We start from the raw sequence: 17,652 nt of genomic DNA, 5'->3' as shown, positions 1-17,652 counted from the left end.
CACGACCGGCGTGTGCGACGACGGCCGCGGTACCCGAGTGTCCCGTGGCCGGCCGTCCGCACCCTGAGCACCCAAGGAGCGAACACGTGTCCAGCCCGCCGCGCGGAGAATTCGCCGCGCAGCTCGAACCCGTGGTGCGGGAAGCGGTGACCGCCATCGGGTTCGACCTCGAACTGCTCGACGTGCAGCAGGCTGGGCGCCGTCGGCTGGTCAAGGTCGTCGTCGACAGCGACCAGGGCATCGGCCTCGACGAGGTCGCCGAGGCCAGTCGGGCCGTGTCCGCCGCACTCGACGCCGAGGACGACCTGTTCGTCGGCCCCTACACGCTGGAGGTCACCTCGCCCGGGGTCGACCGACCGCTGACCAGGCCGCGACACTGGACCAGGGCCAGACACCGGCTGGTGCGGGCGCGCCAGCGCGACGGTGCCGAGTTCACCGGCCGGGTGGGCGAGGCGGACGAGACGGGTGTGACCATGTTGGTGGACGGTGCGCTGCGCCGGGTGGACTACGCCGAGGTGGAGCGGGCCGTGGTCGAGGTGGAGTTCCGCCAGCCGCCCGCCGAGGAACTGGCCCTGCTCGACCAAGCCGGAACCAGCGCGGATTCCCCCAGCGCCGGATCCCCCAGCGCCGGACCCCACAGCGACAACACGGAAACCGAGGAGGAGTCGAGGTGAACGTCGACATCGCCGCGCTCCGGGCGATCGAGCGGGACAAGGACATCCCCTTCGAGACCGTGCTGGAGGCCATCGAGACCGCGCTGCTGACCGCCTACAAGCACACCGAGGGCCACCAGCCCAACGCCCGGGTCGACATCGACCGCAAGACCGGCTACGTGCGGGTGCTCGCCCAGGAGGTCGGCCAGGACGGGGTCGTGGTCGAGGAGTGGGACGACACCCCCGAGGGCTTCGGCCGGATCGCCGCCACCACCGCCCGCCAGGTGATCCTGCAGCGGCTGCGCGACGCCGAGCACGAGCGCACCTTCGGCGAGTACGCCACCAAGGAGGGCGAGATCATCGCCGGGGTGGTGCAGCGGGACGCCAGGGCCAACTCGCGCGGCATGGTGGTCGTGCAGATCGGCGACACCGAGGGCGTGCTGCCCCCGGCCGAGCAGGTGCCCGGCGAGACCTACGCCCACGGCACCCGGCTGAAGTGCTTCGTCGTCGGGGTGACCCGGAGCATGCGCGGTCCGCAGATCACCCTCTCCCGGACCCACCCCAACCTGGTGCGCAAGCTGTTCGCGCTGGAGGTGCCGGAGATCGCCGACGGCACCGTGGAGATCCCGGCGGTGGCCAGGGAGGCCGGCCACCGGTCCAAGATCGCGGTGCACTCCAAGGTGCCCGGGGTGAACGCCAAGGGCGCCTGCATCGGCCCGATGGGCGCCAGGGTGCGCAACGTCATGAGCGAACTGGCCGGCGAGAAGATCGACATCATCGACTACTCCGAGGACCCGGCGACCTTCGTGGGCAACGCGCTGTCCCCGGCCAAGGTCATCTCCGTGCGGGTGCTCGACGAGCGGGCCAAGACGGCCCGGGTCGTGGTGCCGGACTTCCAGCTGTCGCTGGCCATCGGCAAGGAGGGCCAGAACGCGCGGCTGGCCGCCCGGCTGACCGGCTGGCGCATCGACATCCGCAGTGACGCGGACCCCAACGCCGCCCTGGACGCGGCCCCGTCAGCCCCCGCGCGAACAACCGGTTCGGCTGAGTGAGGTTCGGCGAGATAGACTGTTCATTGGTTCAGCGTCCCGAAGAGGTGTTCGACCACGTCGGCCCGGTCCGCACGTGTGTGGGATGCCGCACTCGAACGTTGTCCACCGAGTTGCTGCGCGTGGTGGTCGTGGATGCCAAGGTGATCCCCGACACGCGGCGTCGGCTTCCGGGGCGGGGAGCATGGCTGCATCCCAACCTGGACTGCCTGCGCGCGGCTGAACGGCGTCGGGCCTTCCCCCGGGCCCTCCGGGCCCAGGGGCAGCTGGACGTTGACAGCCTCCGCACCCATCTCGAACAGTTGGCTCGGTGGAGTACGGCCGTGGGCCCCCACGGTCAACAGGGAACAAGGAAGCAGGTCGACCCGTCATGAGTCAGCCGTGAAGCTGAAGCGATGAAGGCGCGACGTTAGGACGAGGTCGACGGGTTTGCCCGCCGGCCTCACCAGATGAGGAGAGCAGTGGCAGGCAAAGCCCGCGTGCACGAGCTCGCGAAGGAGCTCGGCGTTACGAGCAAGGAAGTTCTGAACAAGCTCGCCGACCTGGGCGAGTACGTGAAGTCCGCGTCCTCCACGGTGGAGGCACCGGTGGCCCGCAGGCTGCGGGACGCCCTCGGGGAGAAGGGCGGCCGGTCCGGCCGCTCCGGCCAGCGTGGCCGCGCTCCCCAGCAGCAGGCGCCGGCAGCTCCGGCACCCACCCCGCAGGCCGGTCCGGCGCCCTCGGGCGTGCCGACCCCGCCGCCCGCGCGCGAGCAGGGACGGCCCGACTCGGGCCCGCGCCCGATGCCCGGCCCGCGTCCGGTCCCCGGTCCCCGGCCCCAGGCCCCCCGCCCGGTCCCAGGTCAGGCCCCGGCGGCGGCTCAGGCCCCGGCTCCCAAGCCGGCGGCCCAGCCAGCCGCGCCCGCGCAGCCAGTCGCCCAGGCTGGCCAGCAGCAGGCTGTCCCCGCACCCCAACCCACCCGGCCCAAGGAGCAGCCGGCCGCCCAGGCTCCCCAGCCCGGTCCCCGGCCCGGCCAGCAGCCCCGGCCGGGCGCGCCCCGGCCCGGCCCGCGCAACCAGGGCCCGAGCCCGTCGGTGGTGCCGCCCAAGCCCCAGGCTCCCAAGCCGGGCCAGCGGCCGCCCCGCGTGGGCAACAACCCGTTCGGTGTCGGCGCCAACGCGCCGGCGCCCCGCCCGTCCGGCCCGCGTCCCGGTGGCGCGCCCGGTGGCGGTGGCGGCGGCCAGCGCACCTCCGACAACCGGCCAGGCGGCAACGCGCCGCGTCCCGGTGGCGCGCCCACCCCGGCCGGCCCCCGGCCCAGCCCCGGCAACATGCCGCCGCGGCCCAACCCCGGCATGATGCCGCCTCGCCCGGCTCGGCCCGCCGCTGGTGGCGGCCGTCCCGGTGCCGGCGGCGGTAGGCCGGGCGGCGGCGGTGGCCGTGGCGGCGGCGGTGGCGGCTTCCGCGGTGGCGGCGGCGGTGGCGGTGGCTTCCGCGGCGGTGGCGGCGGTGGCGGCGGCTTCCGTCCCGGTGGCGGCGGAGGCGGCGGCACCGGTGCGCCCGCGGCGGGTGGCTTCCGCGGTCGCCCCGGCGGTGGCGGCGGTGCCGGTCGTGGTGGCACGGCCGGTGCGTTCGGTCGTCCCGGTGGCCCCTCGCGCCGCGGCCGCAAGTCGAAGCGGCAGAAGCGCCAGGAGTACATGGACAACATGCAGGCGCCGTCGGTGGGCGGTGTCCGCCTGCCCAAGGGCAACGGCGAGACCATTCGCCTGCCCCGCGGTGCCTCGCTGACCGACTTCGCCGAGAAGATCAACGCCAACCCGGCCTCGCTGGTCCAGGTGTTGTTCCACCTCGGTGAGATGGTCACGGCCACCCAGTCCGTCTCCGACGAGGTGCTGGAGCTGCTCGGCTCGGAGATGAACTACACCGTCCAGGTGGTCAGCCCCGAGGAGGAGGACCGCGAGCTGCTGGAGTCCTTCGACATCACGTATGGCGAGGACGCCGGTGGTGAGGACGACCTGGTGGTGCGTCCGCCGGTGGTGACCGTGATGGGTCACGTCGACCACGGTAAGACGCGGCTGCTGGACACCATCCGCAAGGCCAAGGTGCACGAGGGCGAGGCCGGTGGCATCACCCAGCACATCGGTGCCTACCAGGTGTCCACCAACCTCGACGGCGAGATCCGGCTGATCACCTTCATCGACACCCCGGGTCACGAGGCGTTCACCGCCATGCGTGCCCGCGGTGCGAACTCCACCGACATCGCGGTGATCGTGGTCGCCGCCGACGACGGTGTGATGCCGCAGACGGTGGAGGCGATCAACCACGCCCAGGCGGCCAACGCGCCGATCGTGGTGGCGGTGAACAAGATCGACAAGGAGGGGGCCAACCCCGCCAAGATCCGCCAGCAGCTCACCGAGTACGGCCTGGTCGCCGAGGAGTACGGCGGCGACACCATGTTCGTCGACATCTCGGCGAAGCAGGGCACCAACATCGACGGGCTGCTCGAGGCGATCCTGCTGACCGCGGACGCCGCACTGGACCTGCGGGCCAACCCGAACATGGAGGCCCAGGGCGTGGCCATCGAGGCGCACCTGGACCGCGGGCGTGGTCCGGTGGCCACCGTGCTGGTGCAGCGCGGCACGCTGCGCGTGGGCGACTCGGTCGTGGCCGGCGACGCCTACGGCCGCGTCCGGCGGATGGTCGACGAGTACAACGAGGACGTCACCGAGGCACTGCCCTCGCGTCCGGTCCAGGTCATCGGGTTCACCTCGGTGCCAGGTGCCGGTGACACCTTCCTCGTGGTGGACGAGGACCGGGTGGCCAGGCAGATCGCCGAGCGCCGCCAGGCCCGCATCCGCAACGCCCAGTTCGCGGCCAAGCGCAAGCGGATCAGCCTGGAGGACCTGGACTCGGCCCTCAAGGAGACCCGCCAGCTCAACCTGATCATCAAGGGCGACAACTCGGGTACCGTCGAGGCCCTGGAAGACGCCCTGATGAAAATCGAGGTGGGCGACGAGGTCGAGCTGAAGGTCATCGACCGCGGTGTTGGTGGCATCACCAAGGCCAACGTCGACCTGGCGATCGCCTCCGACGCGATCATCCTCGGCTTCAACGTGCGGGCCGAGGGCAAGGTCGCCGAGCAGGCCAACCGCGAGGGCATCGACATCCGCTACTACTCGGTGATCTACCAGGCGATCGACGAGATCGAGCAGGCCCTCAAGGGCATGCTCAAGCCCGAGTACGAGGAGGTCCAGCTCGGTCGGGCCGAGGTCCGCGACGTGTTCCGCTCCTCCAAGGTCGGCTCCATCGCGGGTTGCATGGTGCTGTCCGGCGAGATCCGGCGCAACGCCAAGGCGCGCCTGCTGCGGGACAACGTGGTGGTCGCCGAGAACCTGTCGGTCAACTCGCTGCGCAGGTTCAAGGACGACGTGACCGAGGTCCGCGAGGGCTTCGAGTGCGGTCTCACACTCGGCTCGTACAACGACATCCGGGTGGAGGACGTGATCGAGACCTACGAGATGCGCGAGAAGCCCCGCGTCTGATCGTCGGTCCGCGGGACGGATGAACGGTCCGGGGTCGGCCCACGCTGGCCGGCCCCGGACCACCCGCCTGCGTTCTGCTCGTTCCGCCCCCATCGGCTCGGTGGTCGCCCTGGCCGGTGTTGACCGGAGTGCGGCCACCTGGTGATGCCCGTGTACGTGGGTTCTCTCGAACTGGACGTGCTGCTCGGCGACGTCCGGTCGCTCAAGCAGAAGCGGTCAGCGGTGCGTCCGGTGATCGCCGAACTGCGCCGCAAGTTCGAGGTGTCCGTGGCCGAGGCCGGACACCTCGACCTGCACCGCCGTGCCCTGATCGGGGTGGCGGTGGTGGCCGCGGACGCCGAGCATGTGAGGGACGTTCTCAACGCGTGTGAACGTCTGGTCGCGGGGCGGCCCGAGCTGGACCTGCTGACCGCCCGACACCGACTGATCGGGCCGGAAGACGAGAGCGAAGAGTTCCTGGTGTGACAGGCCGGAAGCCCGCCGGCACCCGTGACCGGTCCGCGTGGATCTTCCGCCGCGCACGCCCATGACCAACGCCTGAGAAAAGACGAGGGAGGAGCGCCGTGGCCGACGTGGCCCGCGCCCGCAGGCTCGCGAAGCGCATCGCACAGATCGTGGCCTCCGCACTGGAACACCAGGTCAAGGACCCGAGGCTGGCCCGGGTGACGATCACCGACGCCAGGGTCACCGCCGACCTGCGGGACGCCACCGTGTACTACACCGTGCTCGGCGACAGCCTGGAGGCGCCACCGGACACCGCTGGTGCCGCCGCGGCCCTGAACAGCGCCAAGGGTGTGCTGCGCTCGCTGGTCGGGCAGCAGACCGGGGTGCGGTTCACCCCGACCCTGACGTTCGTCGCCGACGAGGTGCCCGACGCCGCCCGCCGCCTGGACGAGCTGCTCACCCGCGCCCGGGAGGCCGACGCCGAGGTGGCCCGACTCGCCTCCGGCGCCGAGCCCGCCGGCGAGGCCGACCCCTACCGCGCCCCCCGGGCCGAGGACGACGACGAGGACGGGGACACCGCCGAGGACGCCAACGCCGACGCGGACACCCCCGTGGCCGAGCACCGCAGGTCATAGCCGCTGGCGCGGCCGGGGTGCGCCGGCGACCGCCCGGCGGTCGGTGGCCGGTGGCTGGTGGCCGGTGGCCGGTGGGTGTGCCGGTAGCCACCCGGCCGGCGGCGTTTGCCTGGTCACCTCACTCGCCGAGGTGTTCACCCGGCCCACTCGGGCGGCGTAGCTTGCGCACGTGGGCATCGTGCGGCAGACCAACACCGTGGCATCCACCGAGACCGAGGAGTTGGGTGCGGCGGTCGCCCTGCTCGACGAGGCGTCGGACATCGTGCTCCTGGCACACATCAACCCCGACGCGGACGCGCTGGGCAGCGCACTGGCCCTGGGCCTGGCCCTGCACCGCCGGGGCGCCCGCGTCCGGGTGTCCTTCGGCTCGCCCAGCCAGGTGCCGCACACGCTGCGCGAACTGGACAGCCACGGGCTGATCGTGCCGGCCGACCAGGTGCCGGCCGCGCCGCCGCTGCTGGTCGCCCTGGACACCAGCAGCATCGACCGGCTGGGCCGGCTGGCCAACCGGGTGGCGGCCACCACCTCGGCCGGTGGCGCCGTGCTGGTGATCGACCACCACGTGGGCAACACCCGGTTCGGCACCACCAACCTGGTCGACGACCAGGCCGAGGCCACCGCGCTGATCGTGCTGCGCGTGCTGGACAAGCTGGGCGTGGAACTGGACGAGCCGGTGGCGCGCTGCCTGTACGCGGGCCTGGTCACCGACACCCGCTCGTTCCGGCACGCCGGCGCCGAGGCGCTGCGGGTGGCCGCCCGGCTGGTGGAGACCGGGGTGCGCGCCGAGCAGCTGACCCGGCGGCTGATGGACAGCCACCCGTTCGCCTGGCTCAGCATGCTGTCCACCGTGCTCGGCCGAGCCACCCTCGATCAGGCCGCCGCCCAGGGGCTCGGCCTGGTACACACGGTGATCACCGCGGCCGACGCCGACGGCCTGCGCAGCGAAGAGGTGGACAGCGTGATGGACGTGCTGCGCACCACCCAGGAAGCCGAGGTCGCCGCCGTCATCAAGCAGGCCGGTCCGGCGGGCGCGCCGCGCCAGCAGAGCTGGGTGGTGTCGCTGCGCGCCGTGGGCCGGCTCGACGTGGGCGCGGTCGCCACCCGCCTCGGTGGCGGCGGCCACCGCCTGGCCGCCGGCTTCACCACCACCGGCCTGCTCGACGAGGTGCTGGCCGCCCTGCGCGCCGCGCTCAGCCAGGCCCCGATCACCCCCTGACCAGGTGTCCCGCGGTGCCGCGGGTCCCCCCGCTGTCAGCCCGCGCGCGGTGGTGTGCCGGGGCGGCGAGCGGCGTGGGCGGCGAGCGGCGTGGGCGGCGAGCGGCGTGGGTGACGTGGGCGGCGAGCGCGGGAGTGTAGCGCGTGCCGGGGCGCGTGAGCCGGTTTCCGCCCGTGTGGGGCTCGACTTGTCCACAGGGCACCTGCTTGTCCACACCTCGTCGCCGCAGGACCCGTTTCCGGTGGGGGCGTGGGTAGGCTGGACCTGGGGTCGCCCCCCTGGGAGGGCGGGGGCTGGGCAGGGGGAGTTTGCGCTGGTCCGGAGGCTGGCGTTGGGGGTTTGTGCCCCTGGGGTGATCGGTTTCGGGCGGTGTGTGCCGCTGTCTCGGGGTCATGCGGTGCTGGGCGCCACGCACCGTTGGACGTCCTCTGCCGCCTGGGTGCGGCATGCCGGTTCTGGTGGCCTGCCCGTGCTGGTGCGACAGCCCGCGGGTTTGGTGCCCGGGGTTGCCCGGTCCGCCCGGGTTGTCCGGTCCGCCCGGGGTGCCCGTCCGCCTGGGGTTGTCCGGTCCGCCCGGGGTTTCGGGTCGTGGCGAGCGGGTGCCGACCCGGGTCCGGGCGCGTCCGGTGCCGCACGCGTGCTGGCTGGACGGGACCGTGCGACCAGCGCGATGGCACTGAAGTGGCCTTGACGCCCGCCTCCGGTGTGGACCCGGACGCGGCGCGGACGCATCGCCGTGCGCGCCGCTCTCGCGGGCTGTCGGCCGGTGGGCGAGGACAGGGCGTTAGAGTGGGAATGTCAGGGGTAAAACACGTTAGGTCATTTCACAGCTGGGGGTGGACGTGGCCGTGATGCGTCGAACTGAGGGCGCGGTGCCGGTTCGGCGCATCCTGGGGTTGGCGGTTCCCGCCCTGGGGGTGCTCGCGGCCGAGCCGCTGTACGTGCTGGTGGACACCGCCGTGGTCGGTCACCTCGGCGCGTTACCGCTGGCCGGGCTCGCCGTGGGCGGTGTGGTGCTGTCGCAGGTGTCCACCCAGCTCACCTTCCTCTCCTACGGCACCACGGCCAGGGCGGCGCGGCTGCACGGCGCCGGGCGCCGGGCCGCGGCCGTGGCCGAGGGCGTGCAGGCCACCTGGCTGGCCCTGCTGGTCGGGCTGGTGGTGCTGGTCCTCGGCCAGGTGTTCGCCGCGCCGGTGGCGCGGCTGCTCGCCGGCGACGGGGAGGTGGCCGGGGTCGCGGTGGGCTGGTTGCGGATCGCCCTGTTCGGCGCGCCGCTGATCCTGGTGACCATGGCCGGCAACGGCTGGATGCGCGGGGTGCAGGACACCGCCCGACCACTGCGGTACGTGCTGCTGGGCAACGGCCTGTCCGTGGTGCTGTGCCCGGTCCTGGTCTACCCGGCCGGTCTGGGGCTGACCGGCTCCGCCGTGGCCAACGTGGCCGCCCAGGCGGTGGCCGCCAGCCTGTTCGTGCGGGCCCTGGTGGTCGAACGGGTGCCACTGCGGCCGGTGCCGGCGCTGATGTGGGCCCAGCTGGGCCTCGGACGTGACCTGGTGCTGCGCAGTCTCGCCTTCCAGGCGTGCTTCGTCTCGGCCGCGGCGGTGGCCGCGCGCACCTCGACCGCCGCGGTCGGCGCGCACCAGGTGGTGCTGCAGTTGTGGACGTTCCTGGCGCTGGTGCTGGACTCGCTGGCGATCGCGGCGCAGGCGCTGGTCGGGGCCGCGCTGGGCGCCGGCGACCAGCGGGGTGCGCGCGGCCTGGCCAGCCAGGTGTCCCGTTACGGCCTGGTGTTCGGCATCGGGCTGGGCGTGCTGTTCGCCGCCCTGTCCGGGGTGCTGCCCAGGGCGTTCGCCACCGACCCTGCCGTGCTCGCGCAGATCCCGCACGCCTGGTGGTACTTCGTGCTGCTGCAGCCGGTGGCCGGCGTGGTGTTCGCGCTGGACGGGGTGCTGCTCGGGGCCGGCGACGCGGCGTTCCTGCGCACCGCGACCCTGCTGTCGGCCGGCGTGGGGTTCCTGCCGCTGGTGTGGGCGTCGCTGGCGTTCGGCTGGGGGCTGGCCGGGATCTGGGCGGGGCTGTCGCTGTTCATGCTGGTGCGGTTGGTCGCGGTGGTCAGCCGGGTGCGCTCCGGCGGCTGGGCGGTGGTGGGCGCGGTGCGCGACGGGTCAGCCGAGGCCCAGTCGGCCTGACCGGTCTGACCGGCCTGACCGCAGCCTGGTAAGCGTTTTCCGTGTAGCCATTTCGTTGTGTGGCGGACAACACGGTTAGCAATGGTTACTTTTTCCTGTGATCCCGCGATGGTATAAGCGGCGGCCAGCGCGGCCCGCCCTCTCTTTCTCCCCTTCTGCCTTGCCATCCAAGGAGGATCGCTTTGTCGTCGGTCGAGCACGCCACCCGTCGCGCGTGGCTGGTCTGGACCACTGCTGTTGTTGTCTACGTTGCCGCGGTCTTCCACCGCAGTTCGCTCGGCGTCGCCAGTCTGCAGGCCGGAGAGCGCTTCGGCGTCGGCTCCGCGGCGCTGGGCACGTTCACCGTCCTGCAGGTCGGCGTGTACGCGGCCATGCAGGTGCCGACCGGAATCCTGGTAGACCGGTTCGGACCGAGGCGGGTGCTCGTCGTCGCCACGGTGTTCATGGGACTTGGCCAGCTGCTGTTCGCGCTCGCCCACTCCTACCCGCTCGGGCTGGCCGCCCGCGCCGTGGTGGGCCTCGGCGACGCCATGACCTTCGTCAGCGTGCTGCGCCTGGTCGCCGCGCACTTCCCCGCTCGCCAGTACGCCGTCGTGGTCTCGCTGACCGCGGCCCTGGGTGCCCTGGGCAACCTGGCCGCGACCGTGCCGCTGACCCTGCTGCTCGGCAGCGTCGGCTGGACGCTGACCTTCCTGGTCGCCGGCGGGCTCACCGCCGCCTACGCGGTCGTGGCCGGCCTGCGGGTGCGGGACCTGCCGGCGGGCGCGCCGGCCGCCCGCGTCGAACCGGTGTCCCTGCCCACCGTGCTGCGCCGGGTCACCGCGGCGTGGCGGGTGCCCGGCACCCGGCTCGGGTTCTGGGTGCACTTCTCCACCATGTTCGCGCCCACCGTGCTGGGCCTGCTGTGGGGCTTCCCCTACCTGGTGCAGGCCCAGGGCCTGACCGAGCAGGAGGCCAGCGCCATGCTGAGCGTGCTGGTGCTGGGCGCCATGATCGGCGGACCGGTGCTGGGCACGATCACCGGCCGGCGACCGGAGCTGCGCATGCCGCTGGTGGGCGCCTACCTGCTGGTGGCGCTGGGCACCTGGGCGGTGCTGCTCGGCTGGCCGGGGCGGCTGTCCGCACCGGCGCTGGCGGTGGCCTTCACCCTGCTGTCCCTGGGCGGCCCGGCCTCCTCGATCGGCTTCGCCCTGGCCCGCGACTACAACCCGCTGCAGCGCGTGGGCACCGCCACCGGCGTGGTCAACGTCGGCGGCTTCGTGGCCACCACCGTGTCCGCGCTGGGCGTGGGCGTGCTGCTGGACGCGCTGGGCGCGGCCGGCGCGGCCACCGCGTTCCGGATCGCCCTGCTGGTCGTGGTCGCCGTCCTGGTCGTGGGCGTGTGGCGGACCTGCGTGTGGTGGCGGCGGGCCAGGGCGGCGGTGTTCGCCGCGGCGGCCCGGGGCGAGGACGTGCCGGTCCAGCTGCGCCCCCGGCGCTGGGACACCCCGGTCGAGCAGCCGGTGCGCCCGGTTCCGGTCGCGGCCTGATCCCCACCGCCCGGCTCCGGTCCCCGGTGCGCGACATCCCGGTCACGGCGGCCGCGTCGGCTACACCACGCCCCGCGCGCGGTCGTGACCGGGGGATGCGCGGTGGCGCGGGACGCTGAGGCAGGATGTTCCGCCGTGGTTCGTTCGTCATCCCCGCACCGTCCGTCCCGCCCCACCGTGCCGCCCGGGCTTGTCGTCGTGGACAAGCCGGCCGGCATGACCTCCCACGACGTGGTGGCCAGGGTCCGGCGCATCCTCGGCACCCGCAAGGTCGGGCACGCCGGGACGCTGGACCCGATGGCCACCGGGGTGCTCGTGCTCGGCGTGGAGCGGGCCACCAAGCTGCTGGGCCACCTCGCCCTGGACAGCAAGGCCTACCTGGCCACCATCCGCCTGGGCACGGCCACCACCACCGACGACGCCGAGGGCGAGATCCTGTCCACTGTGGACGCCTCCGGGGTGGCCGAGGCGGACGTGCTGGCCGGCATCGCCCGGCTGACCGGCCCGATCCAGCAGGTGCCCAGCTCGGTGAGCGCGGTCAAGATCGACGGCAAGCGCGCCTACGCCCGGGTGCGCGCCGGCGAGGCGGTCGAGCTGCCGCCGCGCCCGGTGGAGGTGCACCGGTTCGACCTGCTCGCGCTGCGCCGCGAGGAGCAGGCCACCGAACTGGACGTGATGGTGGAGTGCTCCTCGGGCACCTACGTCCGGGCGCTGGCCCGGGACCTGGGCGCCGACCTCGGCGTCGGCGGGCACCTGGCCAACCTGCGGCGCACCCGGGTCGGCCCGTTCGACCTGCGCGTGGCCCGCTCCCTGGACGCGCTGGCCGAGCAGCCCGGCCTGTCCCTGGACCTGGACCAGGCCGTGGCCAAGGCCTTCCCCCAGCGGCAGGTCGCGGTGGCCGAGGTGACCGCGCTCGCCCACGGCCAGCGGCTGCCCGCCGGCGGGCTGACCGGCACCTACGGCGTGTTCGGCCCGGACGGCCACGTGGTCGCGCTCGCCGTGGACGAGGCCGGCACGGCCAGGCCCCTGGTGGTGCTCGCCCCGGCGTAGCACCGGATCGCCCCCGCCGTCACAGCTCTCGCCTGGCTGCGCCAGCCGAGACGCGAGGGGGGAGGCGGGGTGACCGAACGGGTGACTCCCCCGGCGGGCGGCGGTGACCTGGAACGTAGGCTTCGCACCGTGCGACGTTGGCGCGGACTTGAGCATCTTCCCGGCGGCTGGGGCCGCTGCGTGGTGACCATCGGCGTGTTCGACGGGGTGCACCGGGGCCACCAGGAGCTGATCGGCCGCGCCGTGCGGCTGGCCAGGCAGCGCGACCTGCCGTGCGTGGTGATGACCTTCGACCCGCACCCCGCCGAAGTGGTCCGGCCGGGCAGCCACCCGGCGCAGCTCACCACGCTGCGCCGGCGGGCCGAGCTGGTCGAGCAACTCGGTGTGGACGTGTTCTGCGTGATGCCGTTCACCCCCGAACTGTCCCGGATGTCCCCGGAGGCGTTCGTGCACGAGATCCTGGTGGAGCGGCTGCACGCGGCCGCGGTCGTGGTCGGCGAGAACTTCACCTTCGGCCACCGCGCCGCCGGCACCGTGCAGCTGCTGCGCACCCTCGGCAACCGGTTCGGTTTCGTCACCGACGACACCGGCCTCGTCAGCGTCACCCTGCCCGACCAGCGCAACGGAGGATCAGACCAGGTGACCTTCTCCTCCACCTACATCCGGGCCTGCATCGACGCGGGTGACGTGGCAGCGGCGGCGGCCGCGCTGGGCCGGCCGCACCGGCTGGAGGGCATCGTGGTGCGCGGCGACGGCCGTGGCGGCAAGGAGCTGGGCTTTCCCACCGCGAACCTGTCCACCGCCAAGCACGCTGCGGTGCCGGCCGACGGCGTGTACGCGTGCTGGTTCGGGCACTCGGTGGGCGGCGTCCAGCGCACCCTGCGCGCGGCCGTGTCCGTCGGCACCAACCCCACCTTCTCCGGGCGGGAGCGCCGGGTCGAGGCGTTCGTGCTGGACGTGGACGAGGACTTCTACGGCCAGCGGGTCACCCTCGACTTCGTGGCCCGGCTGCGCGAGATGGTCCGGTTCGACTCGGTGCAGGACCTGATCGACCAGATGGAACGGGACGTGGCACAGGCGAGGGAGATACTGCGCACCCCCGAGGCGGGGGCTCCGGCGGACTGAGGGCTGGCGTGGCCGGCCGGTGGAGCTGGAGCGGGTGCGGAAGTTAACGGCTTCGTGATTTGTGCCCTGTCGGTCCGATCGTGCTGGCAGGATGCCAGCAGGCGGGTGGACAGATCGCCGACGGTGACTCAGGAGAGGCGAAGGTGGAGGACCACAAGATCGTTCAGCGCAACCTGGCTCTGCAGCGGGAGTGGTACGGGGAGCCGCTGGGGGACCGGGTGCGTCGACTCGTGGTCGCCTTCAACGTGTCCCAGGCCCAGCTCGCCGACGTGCTCGGCATCAGCGCGCCCATGCTCAGCCAGGTGATGAGCGGCCGGCGGGCCAAGATCGGCAACCCGTCGGTGCTGGCCAGGATGATCATGCTGGAGCGCAAGGTGCTCACCCCGGACGTGGCCACCGGCGAGCCGGCCGCGCTGCAGCGGGCCCTGGACGACGTGCGCGACTCCAAGCCCATGGTGGGCCGCGACTCCCTGCCGGTGGACGACGGCAGCGACGACGCACTGGCGTTCCCGACGCTGCGGCGGGTGGCCAGCCGCGAGGAGCTGGTGCAGGCCGCGGACATGCTCGGCGACGACTTCCCGGCGCTCGCCGCCCTGCTGCGCCGCGCCGGCCGCGGTCGCTGACCCACGACCCGCCGCCCGGACCGGGTGCCGCCGGACGCGATCACCTGACGACTGTCGGTGCCCGCGCCTACGCTCTGCGGTGTGCCACGACTGTTCACCGCGCTGGTTCCCGACGACGCCGTGCTGCGCGACCTGGCCACCGCCCTGCGGCCGGTCCAGGCCGCCCTGCCGGAGGCGCGCTGGGAGCCGGTGGAGCGGTGGCACGTCACACTGTGCTTCCACGGGCAGGCCGAGGTCGCCGACATCACCGCCGAGCTGCGGGAGAACGCCCGGGGGCTGGCCGCGCCCACCCTGCGCCTGGCCGGCGCCGGCACGTTCCAGAACCCCTCGGGCGGGGTAGTCTGGATCGGGGTCGCCGGGGTCGACAGCGCTGGTGACCAGGGGTTGAACCGGCTGGCCGAGGCCTCCGGCGCGGATATGGGCCGGTTCAGCGGCCACCTCACGGTGGCCAGGTGGAAGGACGGCAGGCCACTGGCCCGCCGCTGCCGGGAGGTGGCCGGCGAGCTGGCCGACTACGTCAGCCCGGCGTGGACAGCCACCGACCTGGTGGTCATGAGCAGCCAGCTGAGCCCCCGCGGACCCCGCTACACCGTTGAGGAACGCGTGGCGCTGCGGGTTCCCTAGACCGGCGGAGCTGGCGAGGGAGCTGGCCGACCAGCGGGGCTGGCGAGGGAGCTAATCGACCAGCGGAGCTGGTCAGAGAGCTAACCGAACAGTACCTGCTACCCTCGGTGGTTGGGTCCGGCTGCGGTCCGTGGCGGCCGGTACCGACGTTTACCCCCGTGCACCGCCGTGTGCGGGGCCACCGCACGGAACAGTATGTACAAGGAGTGAACCGCGTGGCGCTGTCCACCGAGCAGAAGAAGACCATTCTCGCCGAGTACGGGGTCCACGAGTCGGACACCGGCTCGCCCGAGGCCCAGGTGGCGCTGCTGAGCAAGCGGATCGCCGACCTCACCGAGCACCTGAAGGTGCACAAGCACGACCACCACTCCCGTCGTGGTCTGCTGCTGATGGTCGGTCGCCGTCGCCGGCTGCTGAACTACCTGACCAAGGTCGACATCGAGCGCTACCGTTCGCTGATCCAGCGGCTCGGCCTGCGCAGGTGAGCCCGAGCCGAGGGGGAGTGGCTGCTCAGCCGCTTCCCCTCGGCACCGGACCGGATTTCGGTGTACAACACCAGGACCGGTAGGTAACCCGGCCTGGCTACCACGTCCGGTCGACAAGTGAACAACAGGGCCAACGCGCCGTGCACGGGGAACAGTTCGCCGGTCCTCGGTAGTGGTGCCCGGGTAGTGACCCCGGGGACTTCGATCGAAGACCGGCCTCGTCCGGACCGTGACCCCGCGCTGGGGGCGCGCGCGGCCCGCAAGACGAGGAGTACCGCATGACCGACATCGAGGTTCATGAGGCGACCGCCGTTATCGACAACGGCAGGTTCGGCTCGCGCACCGTTCGATTCGAAACCGGCCGGCTCGCCCGCCAGGCAGCCGGCAGCGTCGTCGCCTATCTCGACGACGACACCATGTTGCTGTCCGCGACCACGGCGTCCAAGCACCCGAAGGAGCACTTCGACTTCTTCCCGCTGACCGTCGACGTCGAGGAGCGCATGTACGCGGCGGGCCGCATCCCCGGCTCGTTCTTCCGCCGCGAGGGTCGCCCGTCCACCGACGCGATCCTGGCCTGCCGGCTGATCGACCGGCCGCTGCGCCCGTCCTTCGTGGACGGACTGCGCAACGAGATCCAGGTCGTGGTCACGGTGATGAGCCTGAACCCGCAGGACCTCTACGACGTGGTCGCCATCAACGCCGCGTCCGCCTCCACCCAGCTGGCCGGGCTGCCCTTCTCCGGCCCGATCGGCGGCGTGCGGGTCGCCCTGATCGAGGGCCAGTGGGTGGCCTTCCCCACCCACGAGCAGCTGGAGAAGGCCGTGTTCGACATGGTCGTGGCCGGCCGGGTGGTCGGTGACGACGTGGCCATCATGATGGTCGAGGCCGAGGCCACCGAGCAGACCATCGACCTGGTCGAGCAGGGTGCCCAGGCGCCCACCGAGGAGGTCGTGGCCGGCGGCCTGGAGGCGGCCAAGCCGTTCATCCGGCTGCTCTGCGAGGCGCAGGCGCGGCTGGCCGAGGTCGCCGCCAAGGAGACCGGTGAGTTCCCGGTGTTCCCCGCCTACGAGCCGGACGCCTACGAGGCGGTCGAGCGGGCGGTCAGCACCGAGCTGGCCGAGGCGCTGACCATCGCCGGCAAGCAGGAGCGCGAGGCCCGCATCGACGAGGTCAAGGAGCTGTGCCTGGAGCGGGTGCTGTCCGGTGAGGACAACCCGTTCGAGGGCCGGGAGAAGGAGGTCGGCGCCGCGTTCCGGTCGCTGACCAAGAAGCTGGTGCGCCAGCGCATCCTGCGCGACAAGGTGCGCATCGACGGCCGGGGGATCACCGACATCCGCCAGCTGGCCGCCGAGGTCGCCGTGGTGCCCAGGGCGCACGGCTCGGCGCTGTTCGAGCGGGGCGAGACCCAGATCCTCGGCGTGACCACGCTGAACATGCTGCGCATGGAGCAGACGCTGGACACGCTCGCGCCCGAGACCACCAAGCGCTACCTGCACCACTACAACTTCCCGCCCTACTCCACCGGTGAGACCGGCCGGGTCGGCTCGCCCAAGCGGCGCGAGATCGGCCACGGCGCGCTGGCCGAGCGGGCGCTGATCCCGGTGCTGCCCAAGCGCGACGAGTTCCCCTACGCCATCCGGCAGGTGTCCGAGGCGCTGGGCTCCAACGGCTCCACCTCCATGGGCTCGGTGTGCGCCTCGACCATGTCGCTGCTCAACGCGGGTGTGCCGCTCAAGGCCCCGGTGTCCGGCATCGCCATGGGCCTGGTGTCGGACACCGTGGACGGCGAGACCCGGTATGTGGCGCTGACCGACATCCTCGGCGCCGAGGACGCGTTCGGCGACATGGACTTCAAGGTCGCCGGCACCAAGGACTTCGTCACCGCCCTGCAGCTGGACACCAAGCTGGACGGCATCCCCTCCGAGGTGCTCGGCCAGGCGCTCAGCCAGGCCCGCGACGCCCGGCTGACCGTGCTGGAGGTGATGGCCGAGGCCATCGACCGGCCGGACGAGATGAGCCCGTTCGCGCCCCGGGTGACCTCGATCAAGATCCCGACCGACAAGATCGGCGAGGTGATCGGCCCGAAGGGCAAGATGATCAACTCGATCACCGAGGAGACCGGCGCGGACATCTCCATCGAGGACGACGGCACCATCTACGTGGGTGCGGCCGACGGCCCGTCCGCGGACGCGGCGATCGACAAGATCAACGCCATCGCCAACCCGCAGCTGCCCAAGGTCGGCGAGCGCTTCCTGGGCACCGTGGTCAAGACCGCGGCCTTCGGCGCGTTCGTCTCGCTGCTGCCGGGCAAGGACGGCCTGGTGCACATCTCCAAGCTGGGCAACGGCAAGCGCATCGGCAAGGTCGAGGACGTGGTCAAGGTCGGTGACAAGCTCCGCGTGGAGATCGCCGACATCGACGCGCGCGGCAAGATCAGCCTGGTGCTGGTCAGCGAGGACGAGCCGGCCGCTGCCGAGCCGGTGGCCGCGGAGTCCGCGGCGGAGTGACG

Annotated in this window: 15 protein-coding genes; all 15 read left to right on the top strand. The window is 72.7% G+C overall.

Features of this window, described 5'->3' with window-relative positions; all coding sequences use genetic code 11:
- Positions 1-86 precede the first annotated feature (86 nt).
- Positions 87-674 (top strand): ribosome maturation factor RimP, encoded by a 588-nt coding sequence (gene rimP, locus LX83_RS32990; protein WP_253778608.1) that lies wholly within the window; start codon positions 87-89, stop codon positions 672-674.
- Positions 671-1,705, top strand: coding sequence for a transcription termination factor NusA (gene nusA / locus LX83_RS32985; protein WP_253778606.1), 1,035 nt, complete (start codon positions 671-673; stop codon positions 1,703-1,705). Before rimP ends, nusA begins: the two co-directional genes overlap by 4 nt.
- Positions 1,702-2,076, top strand: coding sequence for a YlxR family protein (locus LX83_RS32980; protein ID WP_308204102.1), 375 nt, complete (start codon positions 1,702-1,704; stop codon positions 2,074-2,076). Before nusA ends, LX83_RS32980 begins: the two co-directional genes overlap by 4 nt.
- An 87-nt stretch (positions 2,077-2,163) precedes the next feature.
- Positions 2,164-5,223, top strand: a complete 3,060-nt coding sequence (infB, locus tag LX83_RS32975; protein WP_253778603.1) for a translation initiation factor IF-2 — start codon at positions 2,164-2,166, stop codon at positions 5,221-5,223.
- A gap of 150 nt (positions 5,224-5,373) precedes the next feature.
- Positions 5,374-5,688 carry a DUF503 domain-containing protein gene (locus LX83_RS32970; RefSeq protein WP_253778601.1) on the top strand — a complete coding sequence of 105 codons (315 nt, stop codon included), beginning with the start codon at positions 5,374-5,376 and terminating at the stop codon, positions 5,686-5,688.
- 98 nt (positions 5,689-5,786) lie between these two features.
- A complete protein-coding gene (gene rbfA, locus LX83_RS32965) occupies positions 5,787-6,302 on the top strand; it encodes a 30S ribosome-binding factor RbfA (RefSeq protein WP_253778599.1) in 516 nt (171 codons plus the stop codon).
- A 169-nt stretch (positions 6,303-6,471) separates the two neighbouring features.
- Entirely contained in the window at positions 6,472-7,518 is a 1,047-nt protein-coding gene (locus LX83_RS32960) for a DHH family phosphoesterase (RefSeq protein ID WP_407649720.1), read from the top strand.
- An 851-nt stretch (positions 7,519-8,369) separates the two neighbouring features.
- Complete coding sequence (locus tag LX83_RS32955) at positions 8,370-9,707, top strand: MATE family efflux transporter (RefSeq protein ID WP_253778598.1); 1,338 nt, start codon at positions 8,370-8,372, stop codon at positions 9,705-9,707.
- Between the two features lie 182 nt (positions 9,708-9,889).
- The gene (locus LX83_RS32950; protein WP_253778596.1) at positions 9,890-11,236 is read left to right on the top strand and encodes an MFS transporter; all 1,347 of its coding nucleotides are present in this window, start codon (positions 9,890-9,892) and stop codon (positions 11,234-11,236) included.
- Between the two features lie 135 nt (positions 11,237-11,371).
- On the top strand, positions 11,372-12,286 hold the full coding sequence (gene truB, locus LX83_RS32945; protein WP_308204101.1) for a tRNA pseudouridine(55) synthase TruB: 915 nt from the start codon (positions 11,372-11,374) through the stop codon (positions 12,284-12,286).
- Positions 12,287-12,415: 129 nt separating this feature from the next.
- Complete coding sequence (locus LX83_RS32940) at positions 12,416-13,411, top strand: bifunctional riboflavin kinase/FAD synthetase (RefSeq protein ID WP_253778593.1); 996 nt, start codon at positions 12,416-12,418, stop codon at positions 13,409-13,411.
- Positions 13,412-13,554: 143 nt separating this feature from the next.
- Positions 13,555-14,034: a helix-turn-helix domain-containing protein gene (locus tag LX83_RS32935; RefSeq protein ID WP_253778590.1), complete on the top strand. Its 480-nt coding sequence runs from the start codon at positions 13,555-13,557 to the stop codon at positions 14,032-14,034.
- Between the two features lie 81 nt (positions 14,035-14,115).
- A complete protein-coding gene (gene thpR / locus LX83_RS32930; RefSeq protein ID WP_253778588.1) occupies positions 14,116-14,658 on the top strand; it encodes an RNA 2',3'-cyclic phosphodiesterase in 543 nt (180 codons plus the stop codon).
- Between the two features lie 215 nt (positions 14,659-14,873).
- Entirely contained in the window at positions 14,874-15,143 is a 270-nt protein-coding gene (gene rpsO / locus LX83_RS32925) for a 30S ribosomal protein S15 (RefSeq protein ID WP_253778587.1), read from the top strand.
- A gap of 278 nt (positions 15,144-15,421) precedes the next feature.
- Positions 15,422-17,650 (top strand): polyribonucleotide nucleotidyltransferase, encoded by a 2,229-nt coding sequence (locus LX83_RS32920; RefSeq protein WP_253778574.1) that lies wholly within the window; start codon positions 15,422-15,424, stop codon positions 17,648-17,650.
- Positions 17,651-17,652 lie beyond the last annotated feature (2 nt).

The organism is Goodfellowiella coeruleoviolacea (assembly GCF_024171785.1).
In the GTDB taxonomy this organism is placed as follows: domain Bacteria; phylum Actinomycetota; class Actinomycetes; order Mycobacteriales; family Pseudonocardiaceae; genus Goodfellowiella; species Goodfellowiella coeruleoviolacea.
Note: the sequence above shows the minus strand (reverse complement) of the source record. Positions and strands in the feature narration are given on the sequence as shown.

Coding starts and splice junctions, on each gene's coding strand:
- LX83_RS32920 (WP_253778574.1), top strand. CDS start 15,422: ATGACCGACATCGAGGTTCATGAGGCGACCGCCGTTATCGACAACGGC.
- LX83_RS32955 (WP_253778598.1), top strand. CDS start 8,370: ATGCGTCGAACTGAGGGCGCGGTGCCGGTTCGGCGCATCCTGGGGTTG.